The 24,056-nt window shown below is 64.3% G+C and carries 25 protein-coding genes; 17 read left to right on the forward strand and 8 right to left on the reverse strand.

What is annotated here, in order from left to right; all coding sequences use genetic code 11:
- Nucleotides 1-4: 4 nt before the first annotated feature.
- The 4 genes from P3T43_RS01985 to P3T43_RS02000 form a co-directional block, all read right to left on the reverse strand.
- The gene (locus P3T43_RS01985; protein WP_429279334.1) at nt 5-1,342 is read right to left on the reverse strand and encodes a C45 family autoproteolytic acyltransferase/hydolase; all 1,338 of its coding nucleotides are present in this window, start codon (nt 1,340-1,342) and stop codon (nt 5-7) included.
- 143 nt (nt 1,343-1,485) lie between these two features.
- Nucleotides 1,486-3,219, reverse strand: a complete 1,734-nt coding sequence (locus P3T43_RS01990; RefSeq protein WP_429279335.1) for a ClcB-like voltage-gated chloride channel protein — start codon at nt 3,217-3,219, stop codon at nt 1,486-1,488.
- A 100-nt stretch (nt 3,220-3,319) separates the two neighbouring features.
- A complete protein-coding gene (locus P3T43_RS01995; RefSeq protein ID WP_429279336.1) occupies nt 3,320-4,057 on the reverse strand; it encodes a glutathione S-transferase in 738 nt (245 codons plus the stop codon).
- A gap of 156 nt (nt 4,058-4,213) precedes the next feature.
- Nucleotides 4,214-5,314 carry a YeiH family protein gene (locus tag P3T43_RS02000; protein ID WP_429279337.1) on the reverse strand — a complete coding sequence of 367 codons (1,101 nt, stop codon included), beginning with the start codon at nt 5,312-5,314 and terminating at the stop codon, nt 4,214-4,216.
- 111 nt (nt 5,315-5,425) lie between these two features.
- On the opposite strand from P3T43_RS02000, the gene P3T43_RS02005 reads away from it, so the two are divergent.
- From P3T43_RS02005 to P3T43_RS02040, 8 genes are all read left to right on the forward strand, one after another.
- Entirely contained in the window at nt 5,426-6,361 is a 936-nt protein-coding gene (locus P3T43_RS02005; RefSeq protein ID WP_429279338.1) for a LysR family transcriptional regulator, read from the forward strand.
- 176 nt (nt 6,362-6,537) lie between these two features.
- Entirely contained in the window at nt 6,538-7,311 is a 774-nt protein-coding gene (locus P3T43_RS02010; protein WP_429279339.1) for a sugar phosphate isomerase/epimerase family protein, read from the forward strand.
- A 127-nt stretch (nt 7,312-7,438) separates the two neighbouring features.
- A complete protein-coding gene (locus P3T43_RS02015) occupies nt 7,439-8,437 on the forward strand; it encodes a sugar kinase (protein ID WP_429279340.1) in 999 nt (332 codons plus the stop codon).
- 72 nt (nt 8,438-8,509) lie between these two features.
- The gene (locus P3T43_RS02020; RefSeq protein WP_429279341.1) at nt 8,510-9,793 is read left to right on the forward strand and encodes an MFS transporter; all 1,284 of its coding nucleotides are present in this window, start codon (nt 8,510-8,512) and stop codon (nt 9,791-9,793) included.
- Nucleotides 9,794-9,797: 4 nt separating this feature from the next.
- Nucleotides 9,798-10,763 (forward strand): 2-hydroxyacid dehydrogenase, encoded by a 966-nt coding sequence (locus tag P3T43_RS02025; protein ID WP_429279342.1) that lies wholly within the window; start codon nt 9,798-9,800, stop codon nt 10,761-10,763.
- A 13-nt stretch (nt 10,764-10,776) separates the two neighbouring features.
- On the forward strand, nt 10,777-11,976 hold the full coding sequence (locus P3T43_RS02030; protein ID WP_429279343.1) for a LacI family DNA-binding transcriptional regulator: 1,200 nt from the start codon (nt 10,777-10,779) through the stop codon (nt 11,974-11,976).
- A 60-nt stretch (nt 11,977-12,036) separates the two neighbouring features.
- The gene (locus tag P3T43_RS02035) at nt 12,037-12,981 is read left to right on the forward strand and encodes a YhfC family intramembrane metalloprotease (RefSeq protein ID WP_429279344.1); all 945 of its coding nucleotides are present in this window, start codon (nt 12,037-12,039) and stop codon (nt 12,979-12,981) included.
- A 48-nt stretch (nt 12,982-13,029) separates the two neighbouring features.
- A complete protein-coding gene (locus tag P3T43_RS02040; RefSeq protein WP_429279345.1) occupies nt 13,030-13,395 on the forward strand; it encodes a DUF3022 domain-containing protein in 366 nt (121 codons plus the stop codon).
- A 49-nt stretch (nt 13,396-13,444) separates the two neighbouring features.
- Here the strand turns inward: P3T43_RS02040 and P3T43_RS02045 are convergent, their stop codons facing one another.
- Both P3T43_RS02045 and P3T43_RS02050 read right to left on the reverse strand, forming a co-directional pair.
- Nucleotides 13,445-13,882 (reverse strand): PGDYG domain-containing protein, encoded by a 438-nt coding sequence (locus P3T43_RS02045; RefSeq protein ID WP_429279346.1) that lies wholly within the window; start codon nt 13,880-13,882, stop codon nt 13,445-13,447.
- A gap of 208 nt (nt 13,883-14,090) precedes the next feature.
- Nucleotides 14,091-14,549: a Spy/CpxP family protein refolding chaperone gene (locus tag P3T43_RS02050; protein WP_429279347.1), complete on the reverse strand. Its 459-nt coding sequence runs from the start codon at nt 14,547-14,549 to the stop codon at nt 14,091-14,093.
- A gap of 197 nt (nt 14,550-14,746) precedes the next feature.
- Here P3T43_RS02050 and P3T43_RS02055 point away from each other — a divergent pair, with 197 nt between their 5' ends.
- The 5 genes from P3T43_RS02055 (at nt 14,747) to P3T43_RS02075 (ending at nt 18,127) form a co-directional block, all read left to right on the forward strand.
- Nucleotides 14,747-15,631 (forward strand): LysR family transcriptional regulator, encoded by an 885-nt coding sequence (locus tag P3T43_RS02055; protein WP_429279348.1) that lies wholly within the window; start codon nt 14,747-14,749, stop codon nt 15,629-15,631.
- Between the two features lie 51 nt (nt 15,632-15,682).
- On the forward strand, nt 15,683-16,147 hold the full coding sequence (locus P3T43_RS02060; RefSeq protein WP_429279349.1) for an Lrp/AsnC family transcriptional regulator: 465 nt from the start codon (nt 15,683-15,685) through the stop codon (nt 16,145-16,147).
- Between the two features lie 88 nt (nt 16,148-16,235).
- Nucleotides 16,236-16,433, forward strand: coding sequence for a type II toxin-antitoxin system VapB family antitoxin (locus P3T43_RS02065; RefSeq protein WP_429279350.1), 198 nt, complete (start codon nt 16,236-16,238; stop codon nt 16,431-16,433).
- Nucleotides 16,430-16,801: a type II toxin-antitoxin system VapC family toxin gene (locus P3T43_RS02070; protein ID WP_429279351.1), complete on the forward strand. Its 372-nt coding sequence runs from the start codon at nt 16,430-16,432 to the stop codon at nt 16,799-16,801. Before P3T43_RS02065 ends, P3T43_RS02070 begins: the two co-directional genes overlap by 4 nt.
- Nucleotides 16,802-17,029: 228 nt before the next feature.
- Nucleotides 17,030-18,127, forward strand: coding sequence for a saccharopine dehydrogenase C-terminal domain-containing protein (locus P3T43_RS02075; RefSeq protein WP_429279352.1), 1,098 nt, complete (start codon nt 17,030-17,032; stop codon nt 18,125-18,127).
- A gap of 19 nt (nt 18,128-18,146) precedes the next feature.
- On the opposite strand, the gene P3T43_RS02080 is transcribed toward P3T43_RS02075, so the two are convergent.
- Both P3T43_RS02080 and cydX read right to left on the reverse strand, forming a co-directional pair.
- Complete coding sequence (locus P3T43_RS02080) at nt 18,147-18,728, reverse strand: AAA family ATPase (protein ID WP_429279353.1); 582 nt, start codon at nt 18,726-18,728, stop codon at nt 18,147-18,149.
- On the reverse strand, nt 18,725-18,889 hold the full coding sequence (cydX, locus tag P3T43_RS02085) for a cytochrome bd-I oxidase subunit CydX (protein ID WP_429279354.1): 165 nt from the start codon (nt 18,887-18,889) through the stop codon (nt 18,725-18,727). The genes P3T43_RS02080 and cydX overlap by 4 nt, the downstream gene beginning before the upstream one ends.
- Before the next feature lie 197 nt (nt 18,890-19,086).
- Between cydX and P3T43_RS02090 the strand changes: the two genes are divergently transcribed.
- The 4 genes from P3T43_RS02090 to P3T43_RS02105 all read left to right on the forward strand — a co-directional run bounded on the left by P3T43_RS02090 (nt 19,087) and on the right by P3T43_RS02105 (nt 23,961).
- Nucleotides 19,087-19,584, forward strand: coding sequence for a hypothetical protein (locus P3T43_RS02090; protein WP_429279355.1), 498 nt, complete (start codon nt 19,087-19,089; stop codon nt 19,582-19,584).
- Nucleotides 19,585-19,757: 173 nt separating this feature from the next.
- Complete coding sequence (corA, locus tag P3T43_RS02095) at nt 19,758-20,735, forward strand: magnesium/cobalt transporter CorA (RefSeq protein ID WP_429279356.1); 978 nt, start codon at nt 19,758-19,760, stop codon at nt 20,733-20,735.
- 596 nt (nt 20,736-21,331) lie between these two features.
- Complete coding sequence (locus P3T43_RS02100) at nt 21,332-22,927, forward strand: sugar ABC transporter ATP-binding protein (RefSeq protein WP_429279357.1); 1,596 nt, start codon at nt 21,332-21,334, stop codon at nt 22,925-22,927.
- The gene (locus P3T43_RS02105; protein WP_429279358.1) at nt 22,924-23,961 is read left to right on the forward strand and encodes an ABC transporter permease; all 1,038 of its coding nucleotides are present in this window, start codon (nt 22,924-22,926) and stop codon (nt 23,959-23,961) included. Before P3T43_RS02100 ends, P3T43_RS02105 begins: the two co-directional genes overlap by 4 nt.
- The last annotated feature ends 95 nt before the right edge of the window (nt 23,962-24,056 follow it).

Genomic DNA, 24,056 nt, shown 5'->3' on the forward strand with positions numbered 1-24,056 from the left:
GGCGTCAGCGGACCGCCTCGAAGCGCGTCCATGGCCACGACGGCCGGTCGTGCATATAGCCGTTGAGCCAGTTCCACTGCGGATGCCGCTTCATGAACGCCTGTGCGTCGAACGGCCGGCCGCACGGATGGCCCCAGCGCGCGCTGAAGGCCATATCACGCGCCATGTCGCTATCCACGACCTTGCCGTCGTTGGCGCCCCACGGGTTGAACGGACCCTGATCGGAGCCGCCGAAGCGTGCGTCGTCCAGTTCGAGGTGGCCGCAGATGGTGCGCGAACAGGGGTTGTCGCTACGATCCAGATAGACGTCGTGGTGGTCGGCAATCATTTCTCTCGCCAACTCCACGTCGATCTTACCGCGATGCAACTCCGCGAGTTGCATGAAGCGCAGGCGCCGCGCGCCGTTCTTGCGCACGTCCGTGTAGTCCTCGCCTTCGCCAACGCATTCCTGGTTGCGGATCTTCAGGTCGGTCGCGGTGTTGTAGCCGCTGTAGAACCCGTCTTTCGTGCTTTCGAAGCCGGAGTAATGCAGCCCGAGTTCGTAGCGGGCAATCTCGCCGGTTTTTGCATCGCCGAGCAGCCAGCTGTTCGCATAGCCGCCGTTGTTGGCAATCGCAAACATTTCGCACCATTCGCCGATGCTGTTCGCATACTGCGTGGCGCGCCGGGAGCGATAGAACTCCGGCGCGCCGGCCGGGGCATAGCCGGCGAAGTTGGAGATGGTGGTTTCGGTCACCATCAGGCCGGCGGCGGTGATCCAGAAATCGGTGAGGCTGGAAATGCAGCCCGGCAGCCCTTGCATGAGGATGCGATGGCCGGACTCGGGCACGATGTCGAAGATGACGTTGAAGGCGTCTCCCGCGGCGTAGCGGTCCCATGAGTTGTGCGCCATCACGATCCGGCCGTCGCGTGTGGCGTTGCCGGTGGCGATAAAGGCGCTGCAATGATGTCCGCGCCGGCCGCGCCACGGTTTGACGCCCAGCCGCGGTTGCTGCGCGGCCACGTGGCTCGGCCACCAGCTTTGCAGCAGATCCATGTAACCGTTCCACGCCAGCACCTCGGCAAACGGCAGCTTCGCGCCGTCGGCGATGCCCTGGATTTCGTCGGCGAATTCAGTGTCGAGTTTGGGTGCGAACTGGGCCACCGCCGCGTTGACGAAGGTGTCGAAGTCTTCTCCGGTGTCCCATTTGGCGAGATACCGCGCAGTGCGAATGGCGTTCTGGATTTCGCCGGCCAGCAACTGGCCGTGCTGTTCGCCGCGGTCGTACGGTTCACCCTCGATATGCACGAAAATCCAGCCCGCCTGGTCGCGGCGTACCGCATCGAAGGAGGGATCGCTCATCTTCGCTCCGGGTCGAGGGCGCGGGGCTCGCCGGCGCCTCGCGGCGTTGCGCGCGCGCCGCGCGAGGCGGCGCGCTACCTGATTCATTGTAGAGGGTATGCCGCGCTTTGCCACGGCGGGTTCAGCGCGCGTTTTCGGCGAACCTAGCGGGTAGGGTTCATGCGGAAATAGGCGTCGAGCAGTGAGGTTTTGTAGACCACTCCGGCCAGTTTCGGATCCGTCGCGCTTTCCACCACCGGCAGCCGTTCGCCCTGGAAGGCCATGAAGTGCTGCAGCGCGACGCCGAGGGACATATCCGGCGTCAGGACGTCGAAGTGCGGCTGCAGATAATCGGCTGCGGTCTTGCTCCCGGTGTCGCGCTTTTCCAGCAAATCGGAGGTGATGTCCTTCAACGCGACGACGCCGAGGAACGCGCCGGTTTCGTTGGCGACATACAGATACTTCACCGGATATTCGAGGAATACCCGCGTCATTTCCTGCACGGTCGCGTTCGGCTGCACGACCGTCTCGGCGGGGCGAATCAGTTCGCGCATCTGGGTGGCGCGCAGCCGCACGCGTTCCTGCTCCTCGCGGTTACGGTGCAGGGTGACTTCGTACATCGAGGTCTTACCGATGGCGCGCGCCACGAAATACGCCACTACGCACGACAGCATCAGCGGCAGCACGACCTGATAGCTGAGCGTCATTTCGAAGATCATCAGGATCGCCATCAGCGGCGCCTGGGTGGCGCCGGCGAGGAAGGCGCCCATGCCGACCATCGCGTACGCGAACGCCCCTGAGGTGGCATGCGGCCACAGCATATGCATGCCGTGGCCGAACAGCGAACCCACCGCCGCGCCGACGAACAGGGTGGGCGTAAAAATCCCGCCCACCGCACCCGAGCCCGCGGTCGCGGCCGTTGCGATCAGCTTGAACACCAGCACGAGGACGAGCGCGGTCCACGTCCACGGCGAATGAAGAATGGAGTTGACGACGCTGTAGCCGTTGCCCCATACCTCGGGCCACCAGACCGAAATGATGCCGACCACGAGGCCGCCCAGCGCGAGCCGCACGGGCAACGGCAAAGGCAGCTTGCGAAAGGCCGCCTTCGAAAGGTCGAGCATGCGCAGGAACTGCGGCGCCGCCGCGCCGCACAGCAGGCCCAGCGCGACGAACAGCAGCACTTCGAGACCGGCCACGGGTGGGAACGCCGGCATCTCGTAAGGCGGCTGGTAATGCGTGAACTCGCGCATGGTGATGTTCGCGACCACCGCGGCGACCACCACCGGGCCGAAGCTTTCCATGGCGATCGAGCCGAGCACGATCTCGGTCACGAAGAACGCACCGGCAATCGGCGCGCTATATGCCGAGGTGATACCGGCCGCCGCGCCGCACGCTACCAGCAGACGCAGACGCGCCGGATCGAAATGCACGAAGCGGCCGATCAGCGACGCGGCGAGCGCCGCCAGTTGCACCATCGGGCCTTCGCGGCCGATCGAGCCGCCGCTCGCAATCGTGAATAGCGACGACACGCTGCGCCAGAAGGACAAACGCACCGGCACGACACCATCGCCGATCGTGACTGCCTCCATGTAATCGGTGTGAGCGTTCTTGTCGGCATGACGCCGGGCGATCAGCAGCAGGAACCCGGCGGCCAGCCCACCGGCGGCCGGTAGCCAGATCCGCACCGTCCAGGGCATGCGCCGCGCCATTTCGACGAAGCTGCCCGAATCGCCGGAAATCGCCAGTTGCACGAGCGAGATGGCCGCGCGGAAGGCTATGGTCGCAAGCGCCCCCGCGACCCCGACCACCACCGACCACACCAGCATCGTATGGGCTTCCGAGAGTCGAAACAGTTCGCGCGCGCGGGTGCGCAGCTTCAGCAGGAATGAAAGCACGACGGCAGCGGATCAGGTAAGGATTGAATGGAGAGCGCGCGCAAGAATAGCATTGCGCCGCGCGCGTGGGCGAGCCCGGCAGGGCGGCGCGTGGGCATGGTCAGCGCGCGGCCTTGTCGAGTTCCGGGTAGTGTCGAAAGATGCCCGTTTCGTTGTAGGCCAGACGTCGCTCCGATGCCAGATACGCGGCGATGTTCGGACGCGCGGCGACGGCGTCGTGCAGCGCGGCGAGCAGGGGATAGTGCTCGCCGAAATGCTTCGTCGCACGCGGAAACGCGTAATGCAGACCGTCGATCAACTGGAACATCGACAGGTCCACATAGGTCAGCCTGTCGCCCACCAGATGCGCGTCGCTCTGATAATTCTGCGTGATCACGCGCTCGAAGTAGTGCATGAACTTCGGAATCCGGTTGTCGATGAAGTCGTGCGCGCGGATCTTCGCGGCGTCGGCCTGGTCTTCGTAGTAGAGGCCCGAGGCGAGCGGGTGATGGGTGTCGTGGACTTCGGTCACGACATCGGCGATGGTCAGCTGCAGGCCGTTCGCGACGTAGCGCAGGTCGTCGTCGGCGGGCGCGAGGCCGAGCTTCGGGCCGAGGTAGAAGAGGATATTGGCGGTTTGCGAGATCAGCAGATTGCCGTCGCGCAGGAATGGCGGCGCGAACGGCGGGCAGGATTCGCGCTTGCTGTTCAGCACGGCCAGCATCGCGCCGGTGCCGTGCCCCGACGCTTCGTTGCCGCGCGCCACTTCGATGTAGTCAGCGCGCGCTTCCTCCAGTGCGAGCCGCACGAATTCCCCACGCCCCTGCAAACCGTCCCAATAGTAGAGTTCAAAGCTCATCGATCGATCCTCTGTTGGTTGATTCCGCCGATTTCTGCCGATCCAGGCTGACTGCACGGCCAGTATGCCGTGCGGGCGCGCTGCGTTGTGCGCTGAAATGCGTAAAGCCCCGCACCTGGCGGGGCTTGTTGCAAGCGGCGCACCTGGGCAAACGCATCAACCGAACAGCCGCTGCACCGCCCAGGTGATCACCAGACCGCCGCCAATCAGCCACACATACAGGATCAGCCCGGTCGTCAGTGCGCGCGGACCGGCCTCGCGGATCTGCGAAATGCGGGTTTCGATACCGAGCGCGGTCATGGCCATGGTCAGCGCGAACGTGTCGAGGGTGTTGAGGGTCTGCGTGGCCGCGGCGGGCAAAACGTGCAGCGAATTCACCACCACGAAGCCGAGGAAGCCGAGCGCGAACCAGGGAATCGCCAGCTTGCGCGGCGTATGCGGCGCGGCGGTTTGCCCGGCGCCGGCTTGCGAACCGGCTGCGGCGGGGCGCGGCGTGCGGTTGATCCACATGCCGATCGCGAGCAGCACCGGCACCAGCAGCATTACGCGTGTCATCTTGACGATGGTGGCGATGTGCTCGGCTTGCGGACTGACATTGCTGGCGGCACCTACGACCTGGGCCACTTCGTGAATCGTGCCGCCAAAAAACAGACCCGCGCCGATGGTGTCCAGATGCAGCCAGCCGGCCTTGAACAGGATCGGATAGAGGAACATGGACAGGGTGCCGAACAGCACCACGCTGCCGACCGCCATGGCGCTCTTGTGCGGCTTCGATTGCAGCGTCGATTCGAAGGCGAGCACGGCTGCCGCGCCGCAGATCGCGCTGCCGGCGGCGGTGAGCAAGGCCGTATCGCGGTCGAGCTTCATCAGCTTCATGCCGGCCCAGGTGCCGATGACGAGCGTACTCACCACCACCAGCACTGATTCGGCCAGGCCGGGCAAACCGACCTGGGCGATTTCCTGCAGGCTGACGCGCAGGCCGAAGAACGCGACGGCGATGCGCAACAGTTTGCGCGCCGAAAAGTTGACACCGGCCGCCCAGCTCGCGGGCATGCCGTCGCGCAGCGCATTGCCATACAGCGCACCGGCGACGATGCCGACGATCAAAGGACTCAGGCCGAAGCCGGCAATCGCGGGTATCGCTGCGATGCGGGTCACGGCGGCGGCGAACAGGGCAACGAACAGGATGCCGTTGAGCTGTCCGCGGGTGGTGGAGGCGGCGTGGTGAGGCGCGGCGTGAAGTTGAGCGGTGGTCATGGGCTTTGTCAGGCGGTTCTGATTGGATGGCCTAATCCTAATTTGAATATATCAATATGAAAAATCGTCATTTGTGACATAAACTATCCGCTACACCGATATTTTCCCGCCATGACCCCCGACCAGCTTATAACTTTCGCCGCCGTCGCCGAGCATCGCAATATCAGCCGGGCGGCGGTTGCGCTGCATCTGTCGCAGCCCGCGGTGTCGGGGCAATTGCGCCAGTTGCAGGACGAGTTCGGCGAGCCGCTTTACCAGCGCGACGGCCGCGGCGTGCGGCTGACGCCTGCAGGCGAGCAGCTCGCCAGCTACGCGGCGCGTCTGCGCGACACCTGGCGGCAAGCCCATGCGTATCGCGATGCGCTGCGTGGGCTCGAGAGCGGCACGCTGCGGGTCGGTGCGAGCACCACGCCCGCGAGTTATCTGCTGCCGTATCTGATCGCGGGGTTTCACCGCCTTTATCCCGAGGTGGCGCTGCATACCACCGACGGCAATACGGCGGATATCGTCGGCGCGCTGGCGTCGCTCGATATCGCCATGGTCGAAGGGCCGGTGGGTGTCGAGCTGCCGCCGGATACGGCGGTGCAGCCGTGGCGGGAGGATGAGATCGTGGCGATCATGCCGCGCAGTCATCCGCTCGGGCAGACGCTCGGCCAGGCGCTCGGCCAGACGGCGGAGGCGGCAGGGTCTGGCGCCGCGGTCGGGCGGATCGAGCTGGCGGCGCTGGGCGCGTTTCCGTTGGTGCTGCGCGAGGCGGGCTCGGGCGTGCGGCAGATGGTCGAGCGGGCCTTTGCACGCGCCGGCGTGCCGATGCGGGTCGCGCTCGAGATCGCCGGTGTCGAAGGGGTGAAGGAAGCGGTGCGCGCAGGCATGGGGATCGGCTTCGTGTCGGCCATGTCGATGCGTCACGAAGGCGCCGCGCTCTGCATGTTCTCGCTGAGTCCGGAGCCGTTGACGCGGCGTTTCTCGATCCTGATTCCACACGCAAGCGCGCCGTCACGGGTGGTCGAGCGGTTTCTCGCCTTGACCGCCGGTGAGGCGAACTGAAGACGTCGCACCCACGCACCCACGTCCCAGAACCGCGCCAGGGATTTCCACTATGGCCCGGCGGCGTCCTTAAGGCGCACTATTCGGTCAACAAAGCGCGTTGGCGCTTTTTTTCAACACTCAAATGGAACCGGTTCCATCTGTAAAGAACCTGAGAGAAACAAGGTAGTTTCGACATGTCCAAGGTCGTAATCGTCGCGAGTGCTTTTGGTGCCGGCGTCATTCGGCGCGATGGCCACGAAGCGTGGGCCGAGGTAGCGGCGCGCGCTGGCGCGGCAGCATTCGAGGTGCGGCGCGAACTGTTTGCGTCGGAGGCGCAGGCCGGTTTGCCGGCCTTACACGCATTGGGTGAAGCCATGGGCGCGTATGGCATGGAGTCGGTGTTCTCGACGCCTGCCGGGCTCTATGGGTCATCGGGCGCACTCGACGAAGCCGCCTTGCAGCAGGCGCTCGACGAAGCGGACGCGCTCGGCGCCCGGCTGGTGAAGCTTCAGCTGGGCGGCTTTGGACAAGACGCTCGCGCCAGCGGCGCTGCGAAAATCGCCGCGCGCCTGCGCGGTTGTAGCGCTCGCCTCGTGGTCGAAAACGGGCAGTTGCGCGAAGGCGGTCTGGTCGCGCAGTTCGCAGCCCTGTTCGAGGCTTTGAAACGCGAGGGCTATGCGGACGTACTCGGCATGACCTTCGACATGGGCAACTGGCAGTGGCCGGGCGAGGCGCCGCTCGATGCGGCCCGTCAACTTGCCGGCTATGTCGACTACATCCATTGCAAGGCCGTGACGGGCGAGGGCGCACGGCGGTTCGCCGTGGCGCCGGCGGCGGACGATCCGCTCTGCGCCGAAGTCCTGCGCTGCCTGCCGCGTGAGGTCCCGCGTGGCATCGAATTTCCCTTCGACCCGAGTCGCCTCGCAGCAGACGCCGCGCACTATGTCGCGTGGCTGGCCGCGGCATAGCCACTTCAATGAACGGCCAAGGCAGCGGTTAGGCAGTGGCAGCCAGTGGCAGCCAGTGGCGGGCGAGCGAAGCACCGCGAACCGGACGCATCGGCAACGGCATGAATCAGTTTGATCAGGAGAGCGCATGAATTCCACACTCGATGTCATCACCTACGGCGAGGCGATGGCGATGTTCGTCGCCGCGGAAACGGGACCGCTCGCCGGCGTCGGGCAGTTCACGAAGCGCGTCGCGGGCGCCGACCTGAACGTGGCGATCGGTCTCGCGCGCCTCAATTTCAAGGTGGGCTGGATGAGCCGGGTGGGCAACGATTCGTTTGGCCAGTTCGTGCGCGACACCTTGAGCCGCGAGGGCATCGACCAGCAACGCGTGATCACCGACGAGCGCTATCCCACCGGTTTTCAGCTCAAGTCGAAGAACGACGACGGCAGTGATCCGGCCATCGAATATTTCCGCAAAGGCTCCGCGGCGAGCCATCTGTCGCCGGATGACTACGCGTCGTCGTATGTGCTGCCGGCCCGCCACCTGCACCTGACGGGTGTTGCACCGGCGATTTCAGCATCGTCGCGGGAACTGGCCTTCCTGCTGGCGCGGGAAATGCGCGCGGCGGGCAAGACGATCTCGTTCGACCCGAACCTGCGCCCGAGCCTCTGGCCCTCGCGCGCCGCGATGGTCGAAGGCCTGAACGCACTGGCGGAACTGGCTGACTGGGTACTGCCGGGCATCGGCGAAGGCGAGATTCTCACCGGCCATACGAAGCCGGAAGAGATCGCGCGGTTTTATCTGGAGCGGGGCGCGCGCGGCGTCATCATCAAGCTTGGCGCGCGGGGCGCGTATTTTCGCACCGCCGACGATGCCGGCGTGGTGGCCGCGCAACCGGTCGCGAAAGTGGTCGATACGGTGGGAGCGGGCGATGGTTTTGCGGTCGGCGTCGTCAGTGCGTTGCTTGAAGGGCGGCCGCTGGCGGAGGCGGTCGCGCGGGGCAACCGCATCGGGGCGTTGGCGATTCAGGTGATCGGCGACTCCGAAGGTTTGCCGACCCGCGCCGAACTCGACGCGCTGGAACACGCTGACGCCAGAGCACCCCTGCCAAAACCGCAAGCCTCTTGCATGCGACCAGCGTAAGCAATCGAGCGCCCATTCAGGCGGATTTCCAGCCGATTTCCGGCAGAGTTCAGGCCGACAGGAGACAAACCCATGACCTCATCGCTTGCCATGCGCCGCTGGTGGACGATCATGCCGATCGTGTTCATCACGTACAGCCTCGCGTATCTCGACCGCGCGAACTTCGGCTTCGCGTCCGCGGCCGGGATCAATCAGGATCTGGGCATCAGCAAAGGATTGGCGTCGCTGATCGGGGCGCTGTTTTTCCTCGGCTACTTCTTCTTCCAGATTCCAGGTGCGATCTACGCGGAACGACGCAGCGTGAAAAAGCTGGTGTTCTGGAGTCTGATCCTGTGGGGCGGCTGCGCGTCGCTGACGGGCATGGTCAGCAACATTCCGTCGCTGATGGTGATCCGCTTCGTGCTCGGTGTGGTCGAAGCGGCCGTGATGCCTGCCATGCTGATTTTCATCAGCAACTGGTTCACCCGAAGCGAGCGCTCCCGCGCCAATACCTTTCTGATTCTCGGCAACCCGGTGACGGTGTTGTGGATGTCGGTGGTGTCCGGTTATCTGGTGCATTCGTTCGGCTGGCGGCATATGTTTATTGCCGAAGGTGCGCCGGCCGTCATCTGGGCGGTGTGCTGGTGGTTCATCGTGCAGGACACGCCGGCTCAGGTGGCGTGGCTCACGCAGCAGCAAAAAGACGACCTTGCCGCCACGCTGCGCGCCGAACAGGCCGCCATCAAACCGGTGCGTAACTATGGCGAGGCGTTCCGCTCGCCCGCGGTCATCAAACTGTGCGCGCAGTATTTCTGCTGGAGCATCGGCGTGTACGGCTTCGTGCTCTGGCTGCCGTCCATCCTGAAGAACGGTTCCTCGCTTGGCATGGTGGAAACCGGCTGGCTCTCGGCGCTGCCGTATCTTGCCGCGACCATTGCCATGCTGGCGGCGTCGTGGGCATCGGATAAACTGAATCGTCGCAAGCTGTTCGTCTGGCCGTTCCTGTTGATCGGCGCCATGGCTTTTGCGGCCTCGTACGCGATCGGTTCGACGCATTTCTGGATCTCGTATGCGCTGCTGATCGTCGCCGGTGCGGCGATGTACGCGCCGTACGGGCCGTTCTTCGCGATCGTGCCGGAACTGCTGCCGAAGAATGTCGCGGGTGGCGCAATGGCGCTGATCAACAGCATGGGCGCGCTCGGTTCGTTCGTCGGCTCGTATGTGGTCGGCTATCTGAACGGCGCGACCGACTCGCCGGCGGCATCGTATGGTTTCATGAGCGTGGCGCTCGTCGCCGCGGTGATTCTGACACTCGCCGTGAAGCCTCAAGCGCCGGCTGCCGACAGGCTCGTCGCCCATCCATTGCAAGGAAAATAAGCTGATGAACAAGATAGTCGCCTACAAGCCGCTGCCCGACGATGTCCTCGCGTATTTGCGCGTGCATGCCGAGGTGGTGCAGGTCGACGCCGCGCAGCACGATGCATTCGTGGCGGCGCTCAGGGACGCGGACGGCGCGATCGGCGCGAGCGTGAAGATCACTCCGGCCATGCTGGCAGGCGCGACCCGGCTCAAGGCGCTGTCCACCATCTCGGTGGGCTTCGACAACTTCGATGTGCCGGATCTCACGCAGCGCGGCATCGTGCTCGCCCACACGCCGGACGTGCTGACCGAATCGACAGCCGACACGGTGTTTGCGCTGATCCTCGCCGCGGCTCGCCGGGTGGTCGAACTGGCTGACTGGGTGAAGGCCGGGCAGTGGCAAGCGAACGTCGGTCCGGCGCAATTCGGTGTCGAGGTGCAGGGCAAGATGCTGGGCATCGTCGGACTCGGCAGGATTGGCGGCGCGGTGGCGCGGCGTGCGGCGCTCGGCTTCAACATGCCGGTGCTCTACACCAACCGCAGTGCAAATCCGCAGGCGGAACAGCTCTACGGGGCACGCCGCGTCGAACTCGCCGAGTTGCTTGCGAGCGCCGATTTCGTGTGCCTGCAGGTGCCGCTCACGCCCGAGACGCAGCAGCTGATCGGCGCGGCCGAACTGCGCGCCATGAAGAAGAGCGCGATCCTGATCAACGCTTCGCGCGGCGCAACGGTCGACGAAGCGGCGCTGATCGACGCGCTTCGGAGCGGCACGATTCACGCGGCGGGACTCGACGTGTTCGAAGCCGAACCGCTTGCCGCCGACTCGCCGCTGCTGTCGCTGCCCAACGTGGTGGCGTTGCCGCACATCGGTTCGGCGACTCACGAGACGCGTCATGCCATGGCGTTGAACGCGGCGCAGAATCTGGTTGCCGCGCTCGACGGCACGCTGACGCGTAACGTCGTGAATCGCGACGTCCTGCGCAAGTGACGGTGAGCACGCCGTGAGCCACCCGCACTCCGCCGTTCCGCGCCGCGCCACCATCACCGATGTGGCGCGCGAAGCCGGCACCGGCAAGACCAGTGTTTCGCGCTACCTGAACGGCGAGCTGAACGTGCTGTCGCCGGAGTTGCGCGCACGGATCGAAGCCGCCATCGAGCGGCTCGATTATCAGCCGAACCAGATGGCGCGCGGCCTGAAGCGCGGCCGCAACCGGCTGATCGGGATGCTGGTGGCCGACCTGACGAATCCGTATTCGGTCGAAGTGCTGCAAGGCGTGGAAGCGGCCTGTCACGCACTCGGCTACATGCCGCTCATTTGCCACGCCGCCAACGAAGTGGAGATGGAACGCCGCTATCTGCAACTGCTGACCACCTACCGGGTGGAAGGCGTGATCGTCAACGCGCTCGGCGTGCGCGAAGAAACCCTGCGGCCGGTCGGCGAGGGCGGCATTCCGGCGGTCCTGGTGGACCGTATGGTCGACGGTCTGGAGGCGGACATGGTCGGGCTCGACAATACCGCGGCGGTCGAACTGGCCACCCGGCATCTGCTGGAGCGCGGCTTCGACGACATCTGGTTCGTCGTGCAGCCGTTCGAGCGTGTCAGTTCGCGCCGCCTGCGCGAAGCCGCGTTTCGCGCGGCGATCGACGGCCAGACGCGTGCGCGGGGTCACACGATCGTGCTGGATCTGGGCGATGCTGCCGCACTCGAACAGACGCTCGCCGAACTCGATCGCGCGGTGGATGCCGCCATGCAGGCTCATCTTGGCGTCTCCCTGCACCTGGCATCGGGCGCGGCGCCTGACGTGTCGCCGGGTGTCATGGTCGACCTCGTAGCCGCTACCCGAACTGACGCGACATCAACCGCTGTGGCGCCTCCGATGCACGATACCGGCGCCGTGCCTGTGCCTTTGCCCGTGCGCCGGGTGGCGTGGTTCGCGGCCAATGCGCCGGTCGCGCTCTGTCTCGCCCGGCATCTGAATGCGCGTCACGGCGCACGCTGGCAGGAGCGCATTGCGCTGTTGTCCGTCGACGACCCGGAATGGGCCGAATTCGCGGGCATCACGACGATCCGCCAGCCGACCTATCAGATCGGCTACCGCGCGGTGGAGTTTCTCCATGAGCGCATCGATGGGATCGAGGCCGCCGCTCGCGACTGCCTGCTGCCCGGCGAATTGATCGTGCGCGCCTCAACTTCGCGCTGATCTGCGATCATTCGGGCTGCGGCGCGCAGCGGGTGTGCGCCGGTCATCGTAAGGAACCCCATGGTTGTTGCACCCTTCACGCTTACGTGTCTCGTGCTGGCGACGCTGTTCGTCGCCGTTTTACCGATTATGCTTTTCCGGCGCCTGCGCCGTCCGCTTGGGTTGAACGGCCGCGATGCGATCGCGGGTATCGCCGTGTTTGCTTTGTGTGCGATGGTGATCGAGCGCGCGGTGAATGGCTTCGTGCTGCATTGGCAAGCCACCGCGACCTGGCTGTCGAACCCGCTTACCTTCGTCATTTACGGCGCGCTGGTTGCCGGCGTTTGCCAGGAAGGGGGGCGTTTCGTTGCGATGCGGTTGATGTGGCGGCGCGCGATGGCGGGCAAGGCCGACATGCAAGCGCCGGGCGCGGCAAGTCATGCAAGCGCTGCAACCGCTGCAACCGCTGCAACCGCTGCGACGCCCATGACAAACGCTCAAAGCGCGACGGCCAAAAAACTGGCGCGCGCCGCCCGGCCGCGCAAGGCGCCTGCTACCTCCACCGGCGATAGCACCGCACTCGGCTATGGCATCGGCCATGGCGGCGCCGAGGCCTGGTTTGTGGGCGTGCTGGTCGAGATTCAGTGGATCGTGTTCGCCGTGGTCGAAAACCGCGGCCAGCTCGATACTTATCTGGTCAACGTCCCGGTCGATTCGATGATGCGTATCCACCTGATCCTCGCCAGCCTGTCGCCACAGACAGCGGGCATTTTCGTGGTGGAGCGCGCGGCGTCGCTGGTGATCCAGATTGGCCTGTCGGTGCTGATGTGGCGCGGCGTGCGAGCCGGCTGGCGCGGCATTCTGCTGCTCGCCATCGTCGCGCACGCGCTGGTCGAAGTACCCGCTGCGCTGTTCCAGGCGAGGCTGTTGCCGCTCGCCGCGGTGGATGGCCTGTATGCCTTGCTGGCGCTGATCGTGGCCGGCGTGCTGATCAGGATTTTCAGCCGCACGGCGCAAACGGCCTGAGTACCCGGCGCAACCCTCTGGCGATTTTCCAACCTTCGGTCCGTAAAAATGGAAGCCTACCAATACGACTGCGCGAGCCCTGACTTTGAAGAGCTGGCGCGAGTCATCAGCGACCTGTTTCCCGAACAGACGCAATTCATCCAGCGCGCCGCCGAAGACGGCACGCCAACCCTGGCGGTGCACTGGGTGGCGATGCGCTTCGGCGCCGCGGCACGCCGCATCACGGTGACGGTGGTCATGACGCCGGCCGTGCTGGCGCGTTACCGGGCGATGCCTTCGCGGCAACGCGGCCGCAGTTTTGCGGTGCTGCGAGCGTACGTCGAAGCGACGATCGGCTCGCTGGAAGAGCAGTATGCGAACGGCGAGGCGGTGCCGCGCGAAGTGACGATCGAACTCGACGCGCAGTTCGCCTGAATCCGCGGTCGATAGCGGGGCGGCGGCTTGCCGCGCGGGTGCGCGGCCCTCAATCGACCGTGCGATACACCTTGGCAAAGCGTGCCGCCTGCACGACGCCATAGTCGCCCGGTGCGTATTGCATGACCCAGTCGCCGGCCGTGCCGTGCAGCACATCGCCGCCGGTCGCGGAGCGTGCCAGCGCGAACGGCTCGTTCATCTGCCGCGCCAGCACGACTGCCGGACGATTGCGGTATGGGCCCGGCTCGCCGTGGGCGAGGGTCGCTTCAGCAGGGACGTATTTCGCGTCGAAGCGGTCGCGCGATACCACCCAGCGGTCGCCGGTCGAGCCCGTCACCAGGGCGTCGCCCGACGCATAACGGTTCGGGCCTTCGAGGCTCATCAATTCACCCGCGCCGGAGGCAAATTCCACCTGGACGGTTTCATCCTTGACGACGCGTTGAGCGGTTGCGTCGGAGCGTAGGTCGAGATTCTTGAGTTCGATCATGAAACAGTGTGCCGGAAAGGTAAGAACCGAATAATGCCAGAAGCATAAAGCACAACGCCTGCCGGTGAGGGCAGGCGTTGTTGGGAGCGGAGCTGAAACGCCCGGCCAATGTGGACCTGATAGCGGGCCTTACGATGAGGCCTTGCTGCGGTGCCTAAATGCGAGGCCTTACTACGAGGTCCGACTACAAGGCCCGACTACAAGGCGCTTACTGCGGCGCCTTACCGTGTTTCTTGCCACCGTTGTGCGGACCCTGGTGGAAGGTCTGATCGGCCAGCTTCTTCTGGTCCGGCGAGAGGCTGCTGTACAGCGGTTCGAACGCGTCGACCAGCTTCTTCATGCCATCAGCATGCGCTTGTGCAATAGCCGCGTACTGCTTCATGTCGTCGGGTGCCGACTGGGGGCCTGCGTCCTGGCGTTGTTTGAACAGCGTGCCCATGGTATCGGCGTTGCTGCGCATCACGTCTGCGAAGGCATTCCACTGTGTTTCCTGCGCCGAGGTGATCTTGAGCTGCGAGTGCAGATAGGCAATGCGGTCTTCGACGTTGCGTTCGTGCTTGCCCGCCGGTGCGGACGCTGCGGCGGGAGCCGAAGCCGGTGCGGCGGTCTGTGCGAAGGCGCCGCTCATGGCGAGCGTGGAAGCCAGGATTACCAGTGCTTTTTTCATCGAAACTCCTGATGTTCGTTCGTATTCAGATACAGCGCGGTAGCGCGCGGACAAGGCGCGGGTCATGCAGATGGCGTCTTGTCGATGAAGCCTGTCGGAATGCCCGCTTTGCCAAGCTCGCTATTAGTATCACGATATCCCTACAATGCGACCAGGTTGCGACAAACGCTTACAACCGAAACGAACAGGAAACGCGGGTGGATAAATTTGTCAGCATGGAAATCTTCGTGGCGGTAGTCGAGGCGGGCAGTCTGACGGCGGCGGCCGAAAAATTTGATATTTCTTCTGCAATGGTTGGTAAACATATTCGCGCGCTGGAGACGCGACTTGCCACCCGGCTTCTGACACGGACGACGCGTCGGCAAAGTTTGACGGAGATCGGTCGTCAGTACTACGAGCAGTGTCGGGGCATTCTGGCCGATGTGAAGAAGGCCGAGTCGCTTGCAGAGACCATGACCGCGACGCCACGTGGCGTGCTGAAAGTGACCGTGCCGTTGACTTATGGCGTCGAAGTATTCGCGCCGGCCATGACCGACTATCTGAATGCCTGGCCCGACGTGAGCCTCGAACTCGATCTGTCGAACCGCATGATCGATCTGGTCGAAGAGGGCTTCGATGCCGCCGTGCGGATCGGCCAGTTGCCGGATTCCAGTTTTGTCGGACGGCCGCTGAAGCCTTACCGGATGCGCGCGTGTGCGTCGCCCGACTATCTGGCGCGCGTCGGTACGCCGCGCACGCCGGCCGATCTGGCGCAGCACGAGTGTCTTGGGTTTCTGCATTGGGGCCGCGAGGGCATCTGGCGGCTGAATGGCGACGCGGACGGCGAGAGCGCGCTGCGGGCCGGACGGTTTCGGGCCAACAACGGGCAGGCGCTCAAGGTGGCGGCATTGCGCGGCTTCGGCCTCGTGTTGCAGCCGGAAGCGCTGCTGGCCCGCGAGATTGCCAGCGGGCAACTGGTGTCGGTGCTGGAAGACTATTTGCCGCCCGGCGCGCCGGTTCATCTGATCTACCCGCGCGACCATCGCGCCACGCCGAAGCTGACGAGCTTCGTCGACTTCGTGATCGAACGCTTCGGCGCGTGATGTGATAATCCGCAGCACGTCGTTCAACTTTTCCAGACCACACTGCCATCGATGAGACCCCCGCGCCTCGATCAACTCGACGACCTCGACCGTAACCTCGTTGCGCTCTTGCAAGCCAATGCGCGCGAAAGCGTCGCAGACCTCGCGCGCCAGCTCGGCGTCGCGCGCACGACCGTGATCGCGCGCATTGCACGGCTCGAACGGACCAACGTCATTGCAGGCTACAGCGTGCGGCTTGGCCAGGATGTGCTCGATGCCAGCATCTACGCTTATGTGGGCATCATCCTCGCGCCCCGGCACGGGCCGGACGTACAGAAGCGGCTCGGCAAGATGCCCGAGGTGCAACTCCTGTGCGCGGTGAGCGGCGAGTTCGACTACGTCGCGTGGCTGCGCGCGGACTCGCCGGACCGGCTCAATGACCTGCTCGATCAGATCGGCGCACTGGAAGGTGTCGAGCGTACGACGACGTCGATCATTCTGGCGCGCAAGATCGACCGGGGAATGATTGGGGGGTGAGGAAGCAGGCACATGGTTGCCATGTATAGGCATTGAAGGTGACATCAATTGATGCGATGATCGATGCCTGCTATGTGGAGAAATGATCATGCGGACAACCCTTGCACTCGACGACGACTTACTCGCCAAGGCTCAAGCCTTTACTGGTCTTCAGGAGAAATCGGCGCTCATCCGTGAAGCGCTCAAGGCATTGATCGAGCGGGAAAGCGCGCGGCGGCTAGCGAAGCTAGGTGGCAGCGAGCCCGATCTCAAGCCAGTTAGGCGCCGTCAGTCGGACGCCGCATGATCCTGGTCGATACGTCTATCTGGATCGACCACTTGCGCAACGGCGACGCAACGTTGACAGAACTGCTTGAACAGCGTCGGGTTGTGGCTCATCCGTTCGTCACGGGTGAATTGTCGCTAGGTAGTTTGCGGCAGCGGGAAATCGTTTTGAGCAGCCTTCAGGAGTTGCCGCAGGCAGAAGTTGCACGCGACGACGAGGTGTTGCATTTCATTGCACACAAAGCTCTGTTCGGCCTTCGTATTGGCTATATCGACGCACACCTGCTTGCCTCCGTACAGCTTACGCCGGGCACGTCAATCTGGACGCGCGACAAACGTTTACTCGCGGCAGCCGAACGACTTTCGCTCGCTGCCACGATCATTCATTGAGTCGGGAGCGCGTCGGGTCGTTTACGCTTTTTTGATGCATTTTCGTCAAATCGACGCATCGCTTCGTCATATCGTCGAAATAGCTGGTCATAGCGCAGCATTTTGCGTCTATAAATTGTTTTTGCTTCTCCCTAAACTGTGTTGCAAGGGTTCAGCCCGCCGGGCGCAGCGCCAGACGCTGCGCACTTTCGAAGCTGGAGACAGCGTACAGATAACAAGGAGAAGCATATGAAAGTTGCCATCGTTGGCGCAGGTCTGATCGGTCACACCATTGCTCATATGCTGCGGGAAACCGGCGACTACGAAGTCGTCGCGTTCGACCGCGATCAGCAGGCGCTCGACAAACTCGCCGAGCAAGGCATTCCGACCCGCCGCGTGGACTCGGCCGACGCCGCCGCTTTGCGCGCCGCCGTGCAAGGCTTCGACGCACTGATCAACGCGCTGCCGTACTACCTCGCCGTGAACGTCGCGACCGCGGCCAAGGGTGCCGGCGTTCATTACTTCGACCTGACCGAAGACGTCCGTGCTACCACCGCGATTCGCGCAATCGCCGACGAGTCCGAGCATGCCTTCATGCCGCAATGTGGCCTGGCGCCGGGTTTTATCGGCATCGCCGCGCATGAACTGGCGAACCGTTTCACGGAGATCCGCGACGTCAAGATGCGGGTCGGCGCGCTGCCGGAATTCCCGACCAATGCGTTGAAATACAACCTGACCTGGAGCGTCGACGGTCTGATCAACGAGTACTGTCAGCCGTGCGAAGCAATCCGCGACAGCCGCACGCAATGGGTGCAGCCGCTCGAAGGTCTGGAGCATTTCTCGCTCGACGGTACCGAATACGAAGCCTTCAACACCTCCGGCGGCCTCGGCACGCTGTGCGAAACGCTGTCGGGCCGTGTCGAAACGCTCGACTATAAATCGGTCCGCTATCCGGGGCATCGCGAACTGATGAAGTTCCTGCTCGAAGACCTGCGCCTCGCGAGCGATCGCGACAACCTGAAGGCGATCATGCGCCGTTCGGTGCCGTCGACGGCACAAGACGTCGTGCTGGTCTTCATCACGGTGACGGGAATGCGCGACGGTCAACTGGTGGAAGAAGTATTCACGCGCAAGATCTTCGCGAAGACCGTCTGTGGTGTGCCGATGAGCGCGATCCAGATCACCACGGCCGGCGCCATGTGCGCGGTGCTGGATCTGTTCCGCGAGAAGAAGCTGCCGCAACGCGGGTTCGTGCGTCAGGAACAGGTGTCGTTGCGCGATTTCCTGGCAAACCGTTTCGGTCAACTGTATGAAGGGCAGTCGCTCGAGGCAATGGCGACGGTTTAAGTTGCGCCTTCACGCGCTGCTACGTGGCCATGATGCCCGCTAGCAGCGCGTCGTACTCCTGTGGATCCGGCGCGGTGCTGTCGAACCTCAGCAGATCCACACTGCTTTCAGCACTCGGCACGAAACGGCGTTGCCGGTATTCGTCCCAATGCGCGAGTTTGTAGGCGTCGTTCGGATCGCCCCGGGCGAGGATTCGCTGACGCGCGGTCTCTTCCGCGACGCTCACCCAGACCACGCGGATCTCGACGTCATCACCCACACCCAGCCACGCCCGATCGAACAGTTTGCGCTCGCGCACTTCGCGCGACAGCGGCGCGACCACCAGCGCACCGATACCCAGTTCGAGATTGTCCCGCGCAGTATCGATCAGGCCGCGGTACTCCGGGTCGCGCAGATGCTGCAGAAAGAGCGGGCTGTCACGATCGTTGGGGTCGTTCGTTAGCAGTCCCATCGCAGCGGCGCTGTAACCGCCATAGAGTGTGTCTTTGTCCAGCAGGCAGAAGGCGCGGCCGGTTGCGGTCATCAACGGACCGATCAGCCGCCTCGCGAGTGTGGTCTTGCCCGTGCCCGCGTGTCCGCAGATAAAAATCAGGTATGTCACAAACGGTTGTCCGCGTCCGCGTCTGCACTCGCCGGGCCGGGGGGCGCATCGTTCGGCGTCGCGTCACGGCTGAACGTGCCGTTGGCTTCGAGCCACATCACGTTGATGATCCCAAAGCCGAGCGCCACGCCGATCCCGAGAATCCAGCTGAAGTACCACATGGCAGTCTCCTTGATGGACATCCGGGGATATCCGATGCGTGGCGCAGCGCGCTCGCCGGTACAGCGAAGCCAACGTCGGTGGCGCGGCAGGGCGTGGCGCCGCCGTGACACGATCATGAACAAGTTGCGGACCCCGCGCAAGAGGTGGTGAGGCTGGCCGTTCGGCCAGGCTGGCGGATTGGCGGTGCGTTGCTATCATGGCAAAAACACCAGCAGCCGCCGCACGTCACATCAAGAAGAAGGGGAGACGCACCATGCCGAAGCATCTGCTGGCCACATGGAGAGCCGCCGTCCTGGCCGTGGTGCTCGCCTGCCTCGCGGCCTGCGCCTCGGAACCGACCGGCCCGGTGGCCTTCAAACCGGTCCCGCCGGAGCGCATCGTCAAGGCGGGCTACACCCAGCCGGGCGACGGGCTGGTCGCTGTCGACGTGCGGCGCGAACGTTCGCGCGACCTGGTCGTCCGCTTTCGCGATGCGCTCGTGTATGTGGACGGCGCGCAGGTCACGGACCTCTTCAACGGCGAGCATGTCGTGTTCTACCTGAGTCCGGGTGTCCACCGGATCGGGGTCTCGACGCAGTTCGATCCGGTTGTCGAAATGCGTTTCGTGGTCACCGCCGACACCCGTTACACCAATCGTGCGTCGGCCACCTTCAATGCGGATCACCGTATCGAACTGCACCGGGTTGCCCATTAGCGCGCACTGCATGTTGCAGCGCGTCCGGTCATCGTGACAATCCGCAGACGTCGCTGACACATAAAGCCGCTAACATGGCGGCTGCCCTATGTTCAAACGCGCAGGCACGCCGTGTGCGGTCCAGCACCGCGACGGCGCCCACATCCAGCGCCGCTTTCAAGGTAACCCACACCATGCTGATCAATTGCGCGGCCTACCAGGATGGCCGCAAGCTCGCCGATATCCCGATCGAAGACATCAGCGAATACGTTGCGCGGCCCGAGTGCTTTGTCTGGGTCGCACTCAAGGACCCGAGTCCCGACGAACTCGCCGTGATGAAGGACGAGTTCAACCTGCACGAGCTGGCCGTCGAGGACGCGCTGGTGGGCCACCAGCGGCCGAAGATCGAGGAATACGGCGACTCGCTGTTCGCGATCATCCACACGGTGGAAATGGACGACGACAACGAGCTGCTGATCGGCGAGGTCGACGTGTTCGTCGGATCGAACTACGTGCTTTCCGTGCGTCATCGGACACGCTTCGGATTTGCCGACGTGCGCGCGCGCTGCGAGCGCGAGCCGACCTTGCTCAAGGAGGGCGCGGGCTTTGTGCTGTATGCGCTGGCAGACCATATCGTCGATCGTTACTTTCCGATTCTCGAGGCCCTCGGCGCGGAAATCGAGGAAGTGGAAGACCGGATTTTCCAGAAGAACAGCCTGAGCGTGTCGCGCGCGATCATCGAAGACCTGTATTCGCTCAAGCGCCGGCTCGTGAGTCTGCAGCATCACGTGGCGCCGTTGCAGGAAGCGATCAGCAAGCTGAGCGGCGGCCGCGTGCCACAGGTGTGTTCCGGCATGGAAGCGTATTTCCGCGACATCTACGACCATCTCGAACGCATCGTGCGCACCATCGACGGCCGCCGGGAAATGATCGTGACGGCGATCCAGGTCGACCTCGGCATGATCTCGCTGGCCGAGAGCGAGGTGACGAAACGCCTCGGTTCCTTCGCCGCCCTGTTTGCCGTCCCGACGATGTTTGCCGGCATCTACGGCATGAACTTTCAGAACATCCCGGAGCTGCATTACAAGTACGGCTATCCAATCTGCATCGCCGTGATGATCACGCTCGACGTGTTTCTATGGTGGCGTTTTCGCAAGGCCGGCTGGCTCTAGTCGTGCGTCCGCGTGGCGCTTTCCTTGCATTTTTGCGCAACCTCGGTCCAGCATGAGCGGGCCCGCCGCCGACAAAGCTTGCAAGCGGTGACAATGTTGGGCGCAACAACAACTCGTTGACACTCGCCACTGGCTGCATTGAGAATGTGCGTCGCAAACGTTTGCATGACGTGCGGTACCGCCTGGTTCGAGGTCGCTTCGGTCATGTCCAACGGGTCTCCAAAACAGCGGATGCCGCTGTGCGGCAACCGCAGCATGGCTTGCGGGGCGCTCTGCTCTGTGCGCGCGGGCGCAAAGCGGCGTAAGGTTTATAGGGTCGGCCGTGACGCCAGCAGCGCTATCAAACGGATGATGAAACACGGCCCGGCCCTATGAGCCGCGCCGCAGCAATTCAATAAACGCTCAAGAAAACCGTGCAGCCGCCGTTATTCCAGAGATAAGCGTCATGTCGGCGGACGCGGCGGGACGGGGTGCGTTGGAAAGTCCAGCGCATAACCTGCCTTGGGCCGGCATGACACGTGGTTGCCCGAGTGGGGTTCAAGGCGGTTGCCGTCCGTCTGAAACCCGCGTGAGGCGGCCCCGGAACCAGGATCGCGATGGAACTGACTGCTCACCCGGCAACGCCCGCCGTATTGTCCGTGACGGGAATCGGCAAGACTTACGCCGAACCCGTGCTCGCCGACGTCGCGTTTTCGCTCGTCGCCGGCGAGGCATTGGCGCTGACCGGCGAAAACGGCGCGGGTAAGAGTACGTTGTCGAAGATCATCGGCGGGCTCGTCGTACCGACTGCCGGCACGATGCGGCTGGCCGGCGCGCCGTATGCTCCGGCGAGCCGTACCGAGGCCGAGGCGCTCGGCGTGCGCATGGTGATGCAGGAACTGAACCTGCTGCCGACCTTGTCGGTGGCGGAAAACCTGTTCCTCAACCGCTTGCCGCAAGCGGGTCCGCTGCGTTTCGGCTGGATCGACCGGCGGCGCCTGCGCGAAGACGCACGCGCCGCGATGGCGCAGGTCGGGCTCGAAGCGATCGACCCGGACACGCTGGTGGGCGAGCTGGGTATCGGCCATCAGCAGATGGTGGAAATTGCCCGCAACCTGATCGGCGACTGCCGGGTGCTGATTCTCGACGAGCCGACCGCGATGCTGACCGCGCGCGAAGTCGATCTGCTGTTCGAGCAGATCGAGCGGCTCAAATCGCGCGGTGTCGCGCTCGTATATATCTCGCACCGGCTCGAAGAGTTGGCCAAGGTAGCCGAGCGGATCGCGGTGCTGCGCGACGGCCGGCTGGTCAAGGTCGAGGCCATGAGCGCGCTGACCAGCGACCAGATCGTCACGCTGATGGTAGGGCGCGAGCTGGGCGAGCGGATCGATCTGGGCGTGCGCAACATCGGCGCGCCGCTTCTGAAGGTCGACGGTCTCACGCGCGGCAAGGTCGTGAACGATGTCTCCTTCGAGGTGCGCGCGGGCGAGATTTTCGGCGTGAGCGGCCTGATCGGCGCAGGCCGCACCGAGCTGATGCGGCTCATTTTCGGCGCCGACCAGAAAGACGGCGGAACAGTGTCGCTAGCGGACACGCCCGGCGCGGCGCCCACGCCGGTGCAGATTACGTCGCCGACGGACGCCGTAAACCACGGCATCGCGCTCATCACCGAGGACCGCAAGGGCGAAGGATTGTTGCTGCCGCAACCGATCGCGGCGAACGTTTCGCTGGGCAATATCGGCAGTGTGGCGCGTCATGGCGTGGTCGACGCGAAGCGCGAAAACGCGCTCGCGCAAAAGCAGATCGAAGCCATGCGTATCCGTAGCTCCGGGCCGGGGCAGGTTGTCGGCGAGCTGTCGGGCGGCAACCAGCAGAAGGTCGTGATCGGCCGCTGGCTGGCGCGCGATTGCCGCGTGCTGTTATTCGATGAACCTACGCGCGGCATCGACGTCGGCGCGAAGTTCGATATCTATGGCCTGATGGGCGCGCTGGCTCGCGAGGGACGCGCGCTGGTCGTGGTGTCGAGCGACCTGCGCGAACTGATGCTGATCTGCGACCGGATCGGCGTGATGTCGGCCGGGCGCATGACGGGGATGTTCGAGCGCGCGAACTGGACTCAGGACGCGTTGCTGGCCGCTGCGTTCGCCGGTTACCGCGCCCGCGAATCGCTGCTGAGCGCCGCCGGCACCAATGAATCAGGGAGTCTGTCATGACCAAGCAACCGGTACCTCCGGGCGGCAACCCGGGCGCGGCGAGCGTGACGCCGGTGGCCGATCCGTCCGCGCCGCTCGCGAGCGGCAAGCCGGCCGGCCCGCGCTTCGGCTTTTCGAACTATCTGGGGCTGGCAGGCGCCTTGCTGGCGATGATCGCGCTGTTTTCAGTGCTCAGCTCGCACTTTCTGACCTACGACACGTTCAGCACGATCGCCAACCAGATTCCCGATCTGGTCGTGATGGCGGTGGGCATGACCTTCGTGCTGATCATCGCGGGGATCGATCTGTCGGTGGGCTCGGTGCTGGCATTGGGCGCGTCGGTGGTCAGCGTGGCCGCGCTGAAGTGGCACTGGGGGCCGCTGCCGGCAGCGCTGCTCGGCATGGCCGCGGCCGGGTTGACCGGCACGGTGACGGGCGGCATCACGGTGGGCTGGCGGATTCCGTCGTTCATCGTCTCGCTCGGCGTGCTGGAGGCGGCGCGTGGCCTCGCTTACCAGATGACGAACTCGCGTACCGCGTATATCGGCGACGCCTTCGACGTGCTGTCCAATCCGATCGCCTTCGGCATTTCGCCAGCCTTCGTGATCGCGGTGGCTGTCATGCTGATCGCGCATCTGGTGCTCACGCGCACGGTGTTCGGCCGTTACCTGATCGGCATTGGCACGAACGAGGAAGCGGTGCGGCTGGCGGGTGTCAATCCACGCCCTTACAAGGTGATCGTGTTTGCGCTGATGGGGGCGCTCTCCGGACTCGCGGCGTTGTTCCAGATTTCACGTCTCGAAGCGGCCGACCCGAACGCGGGCGACGGCATCGAGCTGCAGGTGATCGCGGCGGTCGTGATTGGCGGCACGAGCCTGATGGGCGGCCGGGGTTCGGTGATCAGCACGTTCTTCGGGGTGTTGATCATCTCGGTGCTGGCGGCGGGACTCGCGCAGATCGGCGCGAACGAGCCCACCAAACGCATCATCACCGGCGCGGTGATCGTGGTGGCGGTGGTGCTGGATACGTATCGGAGCCGGCGCAAGCGTGTCTAGAAGATTGTGCCGGCCGTGCGGCGGGCCAGCAGGGCGACAGGCAGTGCGTGAATAGAGCGGGTTGGATCTGTCATTGATGCAAACGCCCGGTACGG

It is taken from the genome of Paraburkholderia sp. GAS41, from assembly GCF_050436545.1.
GTDB lineage: Bacteria > Pseudomonadota > Gammaproteobacteria > Burkholderiales > Burkholderiaceae > Paraburkholderia.

What these genes read in the sequence shown, in the direction of transcription:
- P3T43_RS01985 (WP_429279334.1), bottom strand. Translation starts at nt 1,342, where the DNA reads ATGAGCGATCCCTCCTTCGATGCGGTACGCCGCGACCAGGCGGGCTGG.
- P3T43_RS01995 (WP_429279336.1), bottom strand. Translation starts at nt 4,057, where the DNA reads ATGAGCTTTGAACTCTACTATTGGGACGGTTTGCAGGGGCGTGGGGAA.
- P3T43_RS02000 (WP_429279337.1), bottom strand. Translation starts at nt 5,314, where the DNA reads ATGACCACCGCTCAACTTCACGCCGCGCCTCACCACGCCGCCTCCACC.
- P3T43_RS02005 (WP_429279338.1), top strand. Translation starts at nt 5,426, where the DNA reads ATGACCCCCGACCAGCTTATAACTTTCGCCGCCGTCGCCGAGCATCGC.
- P3T43_RS02010 (WP_429279339.1), top strand. Translation starts at nt 6,538, where the DNA reads ATGTCCAAGGTCGTAATCGTCGCGAGTGCTTTTGGTGCCGGCGTCATT.
- P3T43_RS02015 (WP_429279340.1), top strand. Translation starts at nt 7,439, where the DNA reads ATGAATTCCACACTCGATGTCATCACCTACGGCGAGGCGATGGCGATG.
- P3T43_RS02020 (WP_429279341.1), top strand. Translation starts at nt 8,510, where the DNA reads ATGACCTCATCGCTTGCCATGCGCCGCTGGTGGACGATCATGCCGATC.
- P3T43_RS02025 (WP_429279342.1), top strand. Translation starts at nt 9,798, where the DNA reads ATGAACAAGATAGTCGCCTACAAGCCGCTGCCCGACGATGTCCTCGCG.
- P3T43_RS02035 (WP_429279344.1), top strand. Translation starts at nt 12,037, where the DNA reads ATGGTTGTTGCACCCTTCACGCTTACGTGTCTCGTGCTGGCGACGCTG.
- P3T43_RS02040 (WP_429279345.1), top strand. Translation starts at nt 13,030, where the DNA reads ATGGAAGCCTACCAATACGACTGCGCGAGCCCTGACTTTGAAGAGCTG.
- P3T43_RS02045 (WP_429279346.1), bottom strand. Translation starts at nt 13,882, where the DNA reads ATGATCGAACTCAAGAATCTCGACCTACGCTCCGACGCAACCGCTCAA.
- P3T43_RS02050 (WP_429279347.1), bottom strand. Translation starts at nt 14,549, where the DNA reads ATGAAAAAAGCACTGGTAATCCTGGCTTCCACGCTCGCCATGAGCGGC.
- P3T43_RS02060 (WP_429279349.1), top strand. Translation starts at nt 15,683, where the DNA reads ATGAGACCCCCGCGCCTCGATCAACTCGACGACCTCGACCGTAACCTC.
- P3T43_RS02065 (WP_429279350.1), top strand. Translation starts at nt 16,236, where the DNA reads ATGCGGACAACCCTTGCACTCGACGACGACTTACTCGCCAAGGCTCAA.
- P3T43_RS02070 (WP_429279351.1), top strand. Translation starts at nt 16,430, where the DNA reads ATGATCCTGGTCGATACGTCTATCTGGATCGACCACTTGCGCAACGGC.
- P3T43_RS02075 (WP_429279352.1), top strand. Translation starts at nt 17,030, where the DNA reads ATGAAAGTTGCCATCGTTGGCGCAGGTCTGATCGGTCACACCATTGCT.
- cydX (WP_429279354.1), bottom strand. Translation starts at nt 18,889, where the DNA reads ATGTGGTACTTCAGCTGGATTCTCGGGATCGGCGTGGCGCTCGGCTTT.
- P3T43_RS02090 (WP_429279355.1), top strand. Translation starts at nt 19,087, where the DNA reads ATGGCAAAAACACCAGCAGCCGCCGCACGTCACATCAAGAAGAAGGGG.
- corA (WP_429279356.1), top strand. Translation starts at nt 19,758, where the DNA reads ATGCTGATCAATTGCGCGGCCTACCAGGATGGCCGCAAGCTCGCCGAT.
- P3T43_RS02100 (WP_429279357.1), top strand. Translation starts at nt 21,332, where the DNA reads ATGGAACTGACTGCTCACCCGGCAACGCCCGCCGTATTGTCCGTGACG.
- P3T43_RS02105 (WP_429279358.1), top strand. Translation starts at nt 22,924, where the DNA reads ATGACCAAGCAACCGGTACCTCCGGGCGGCAACCCGGGCGCGGCGAGC.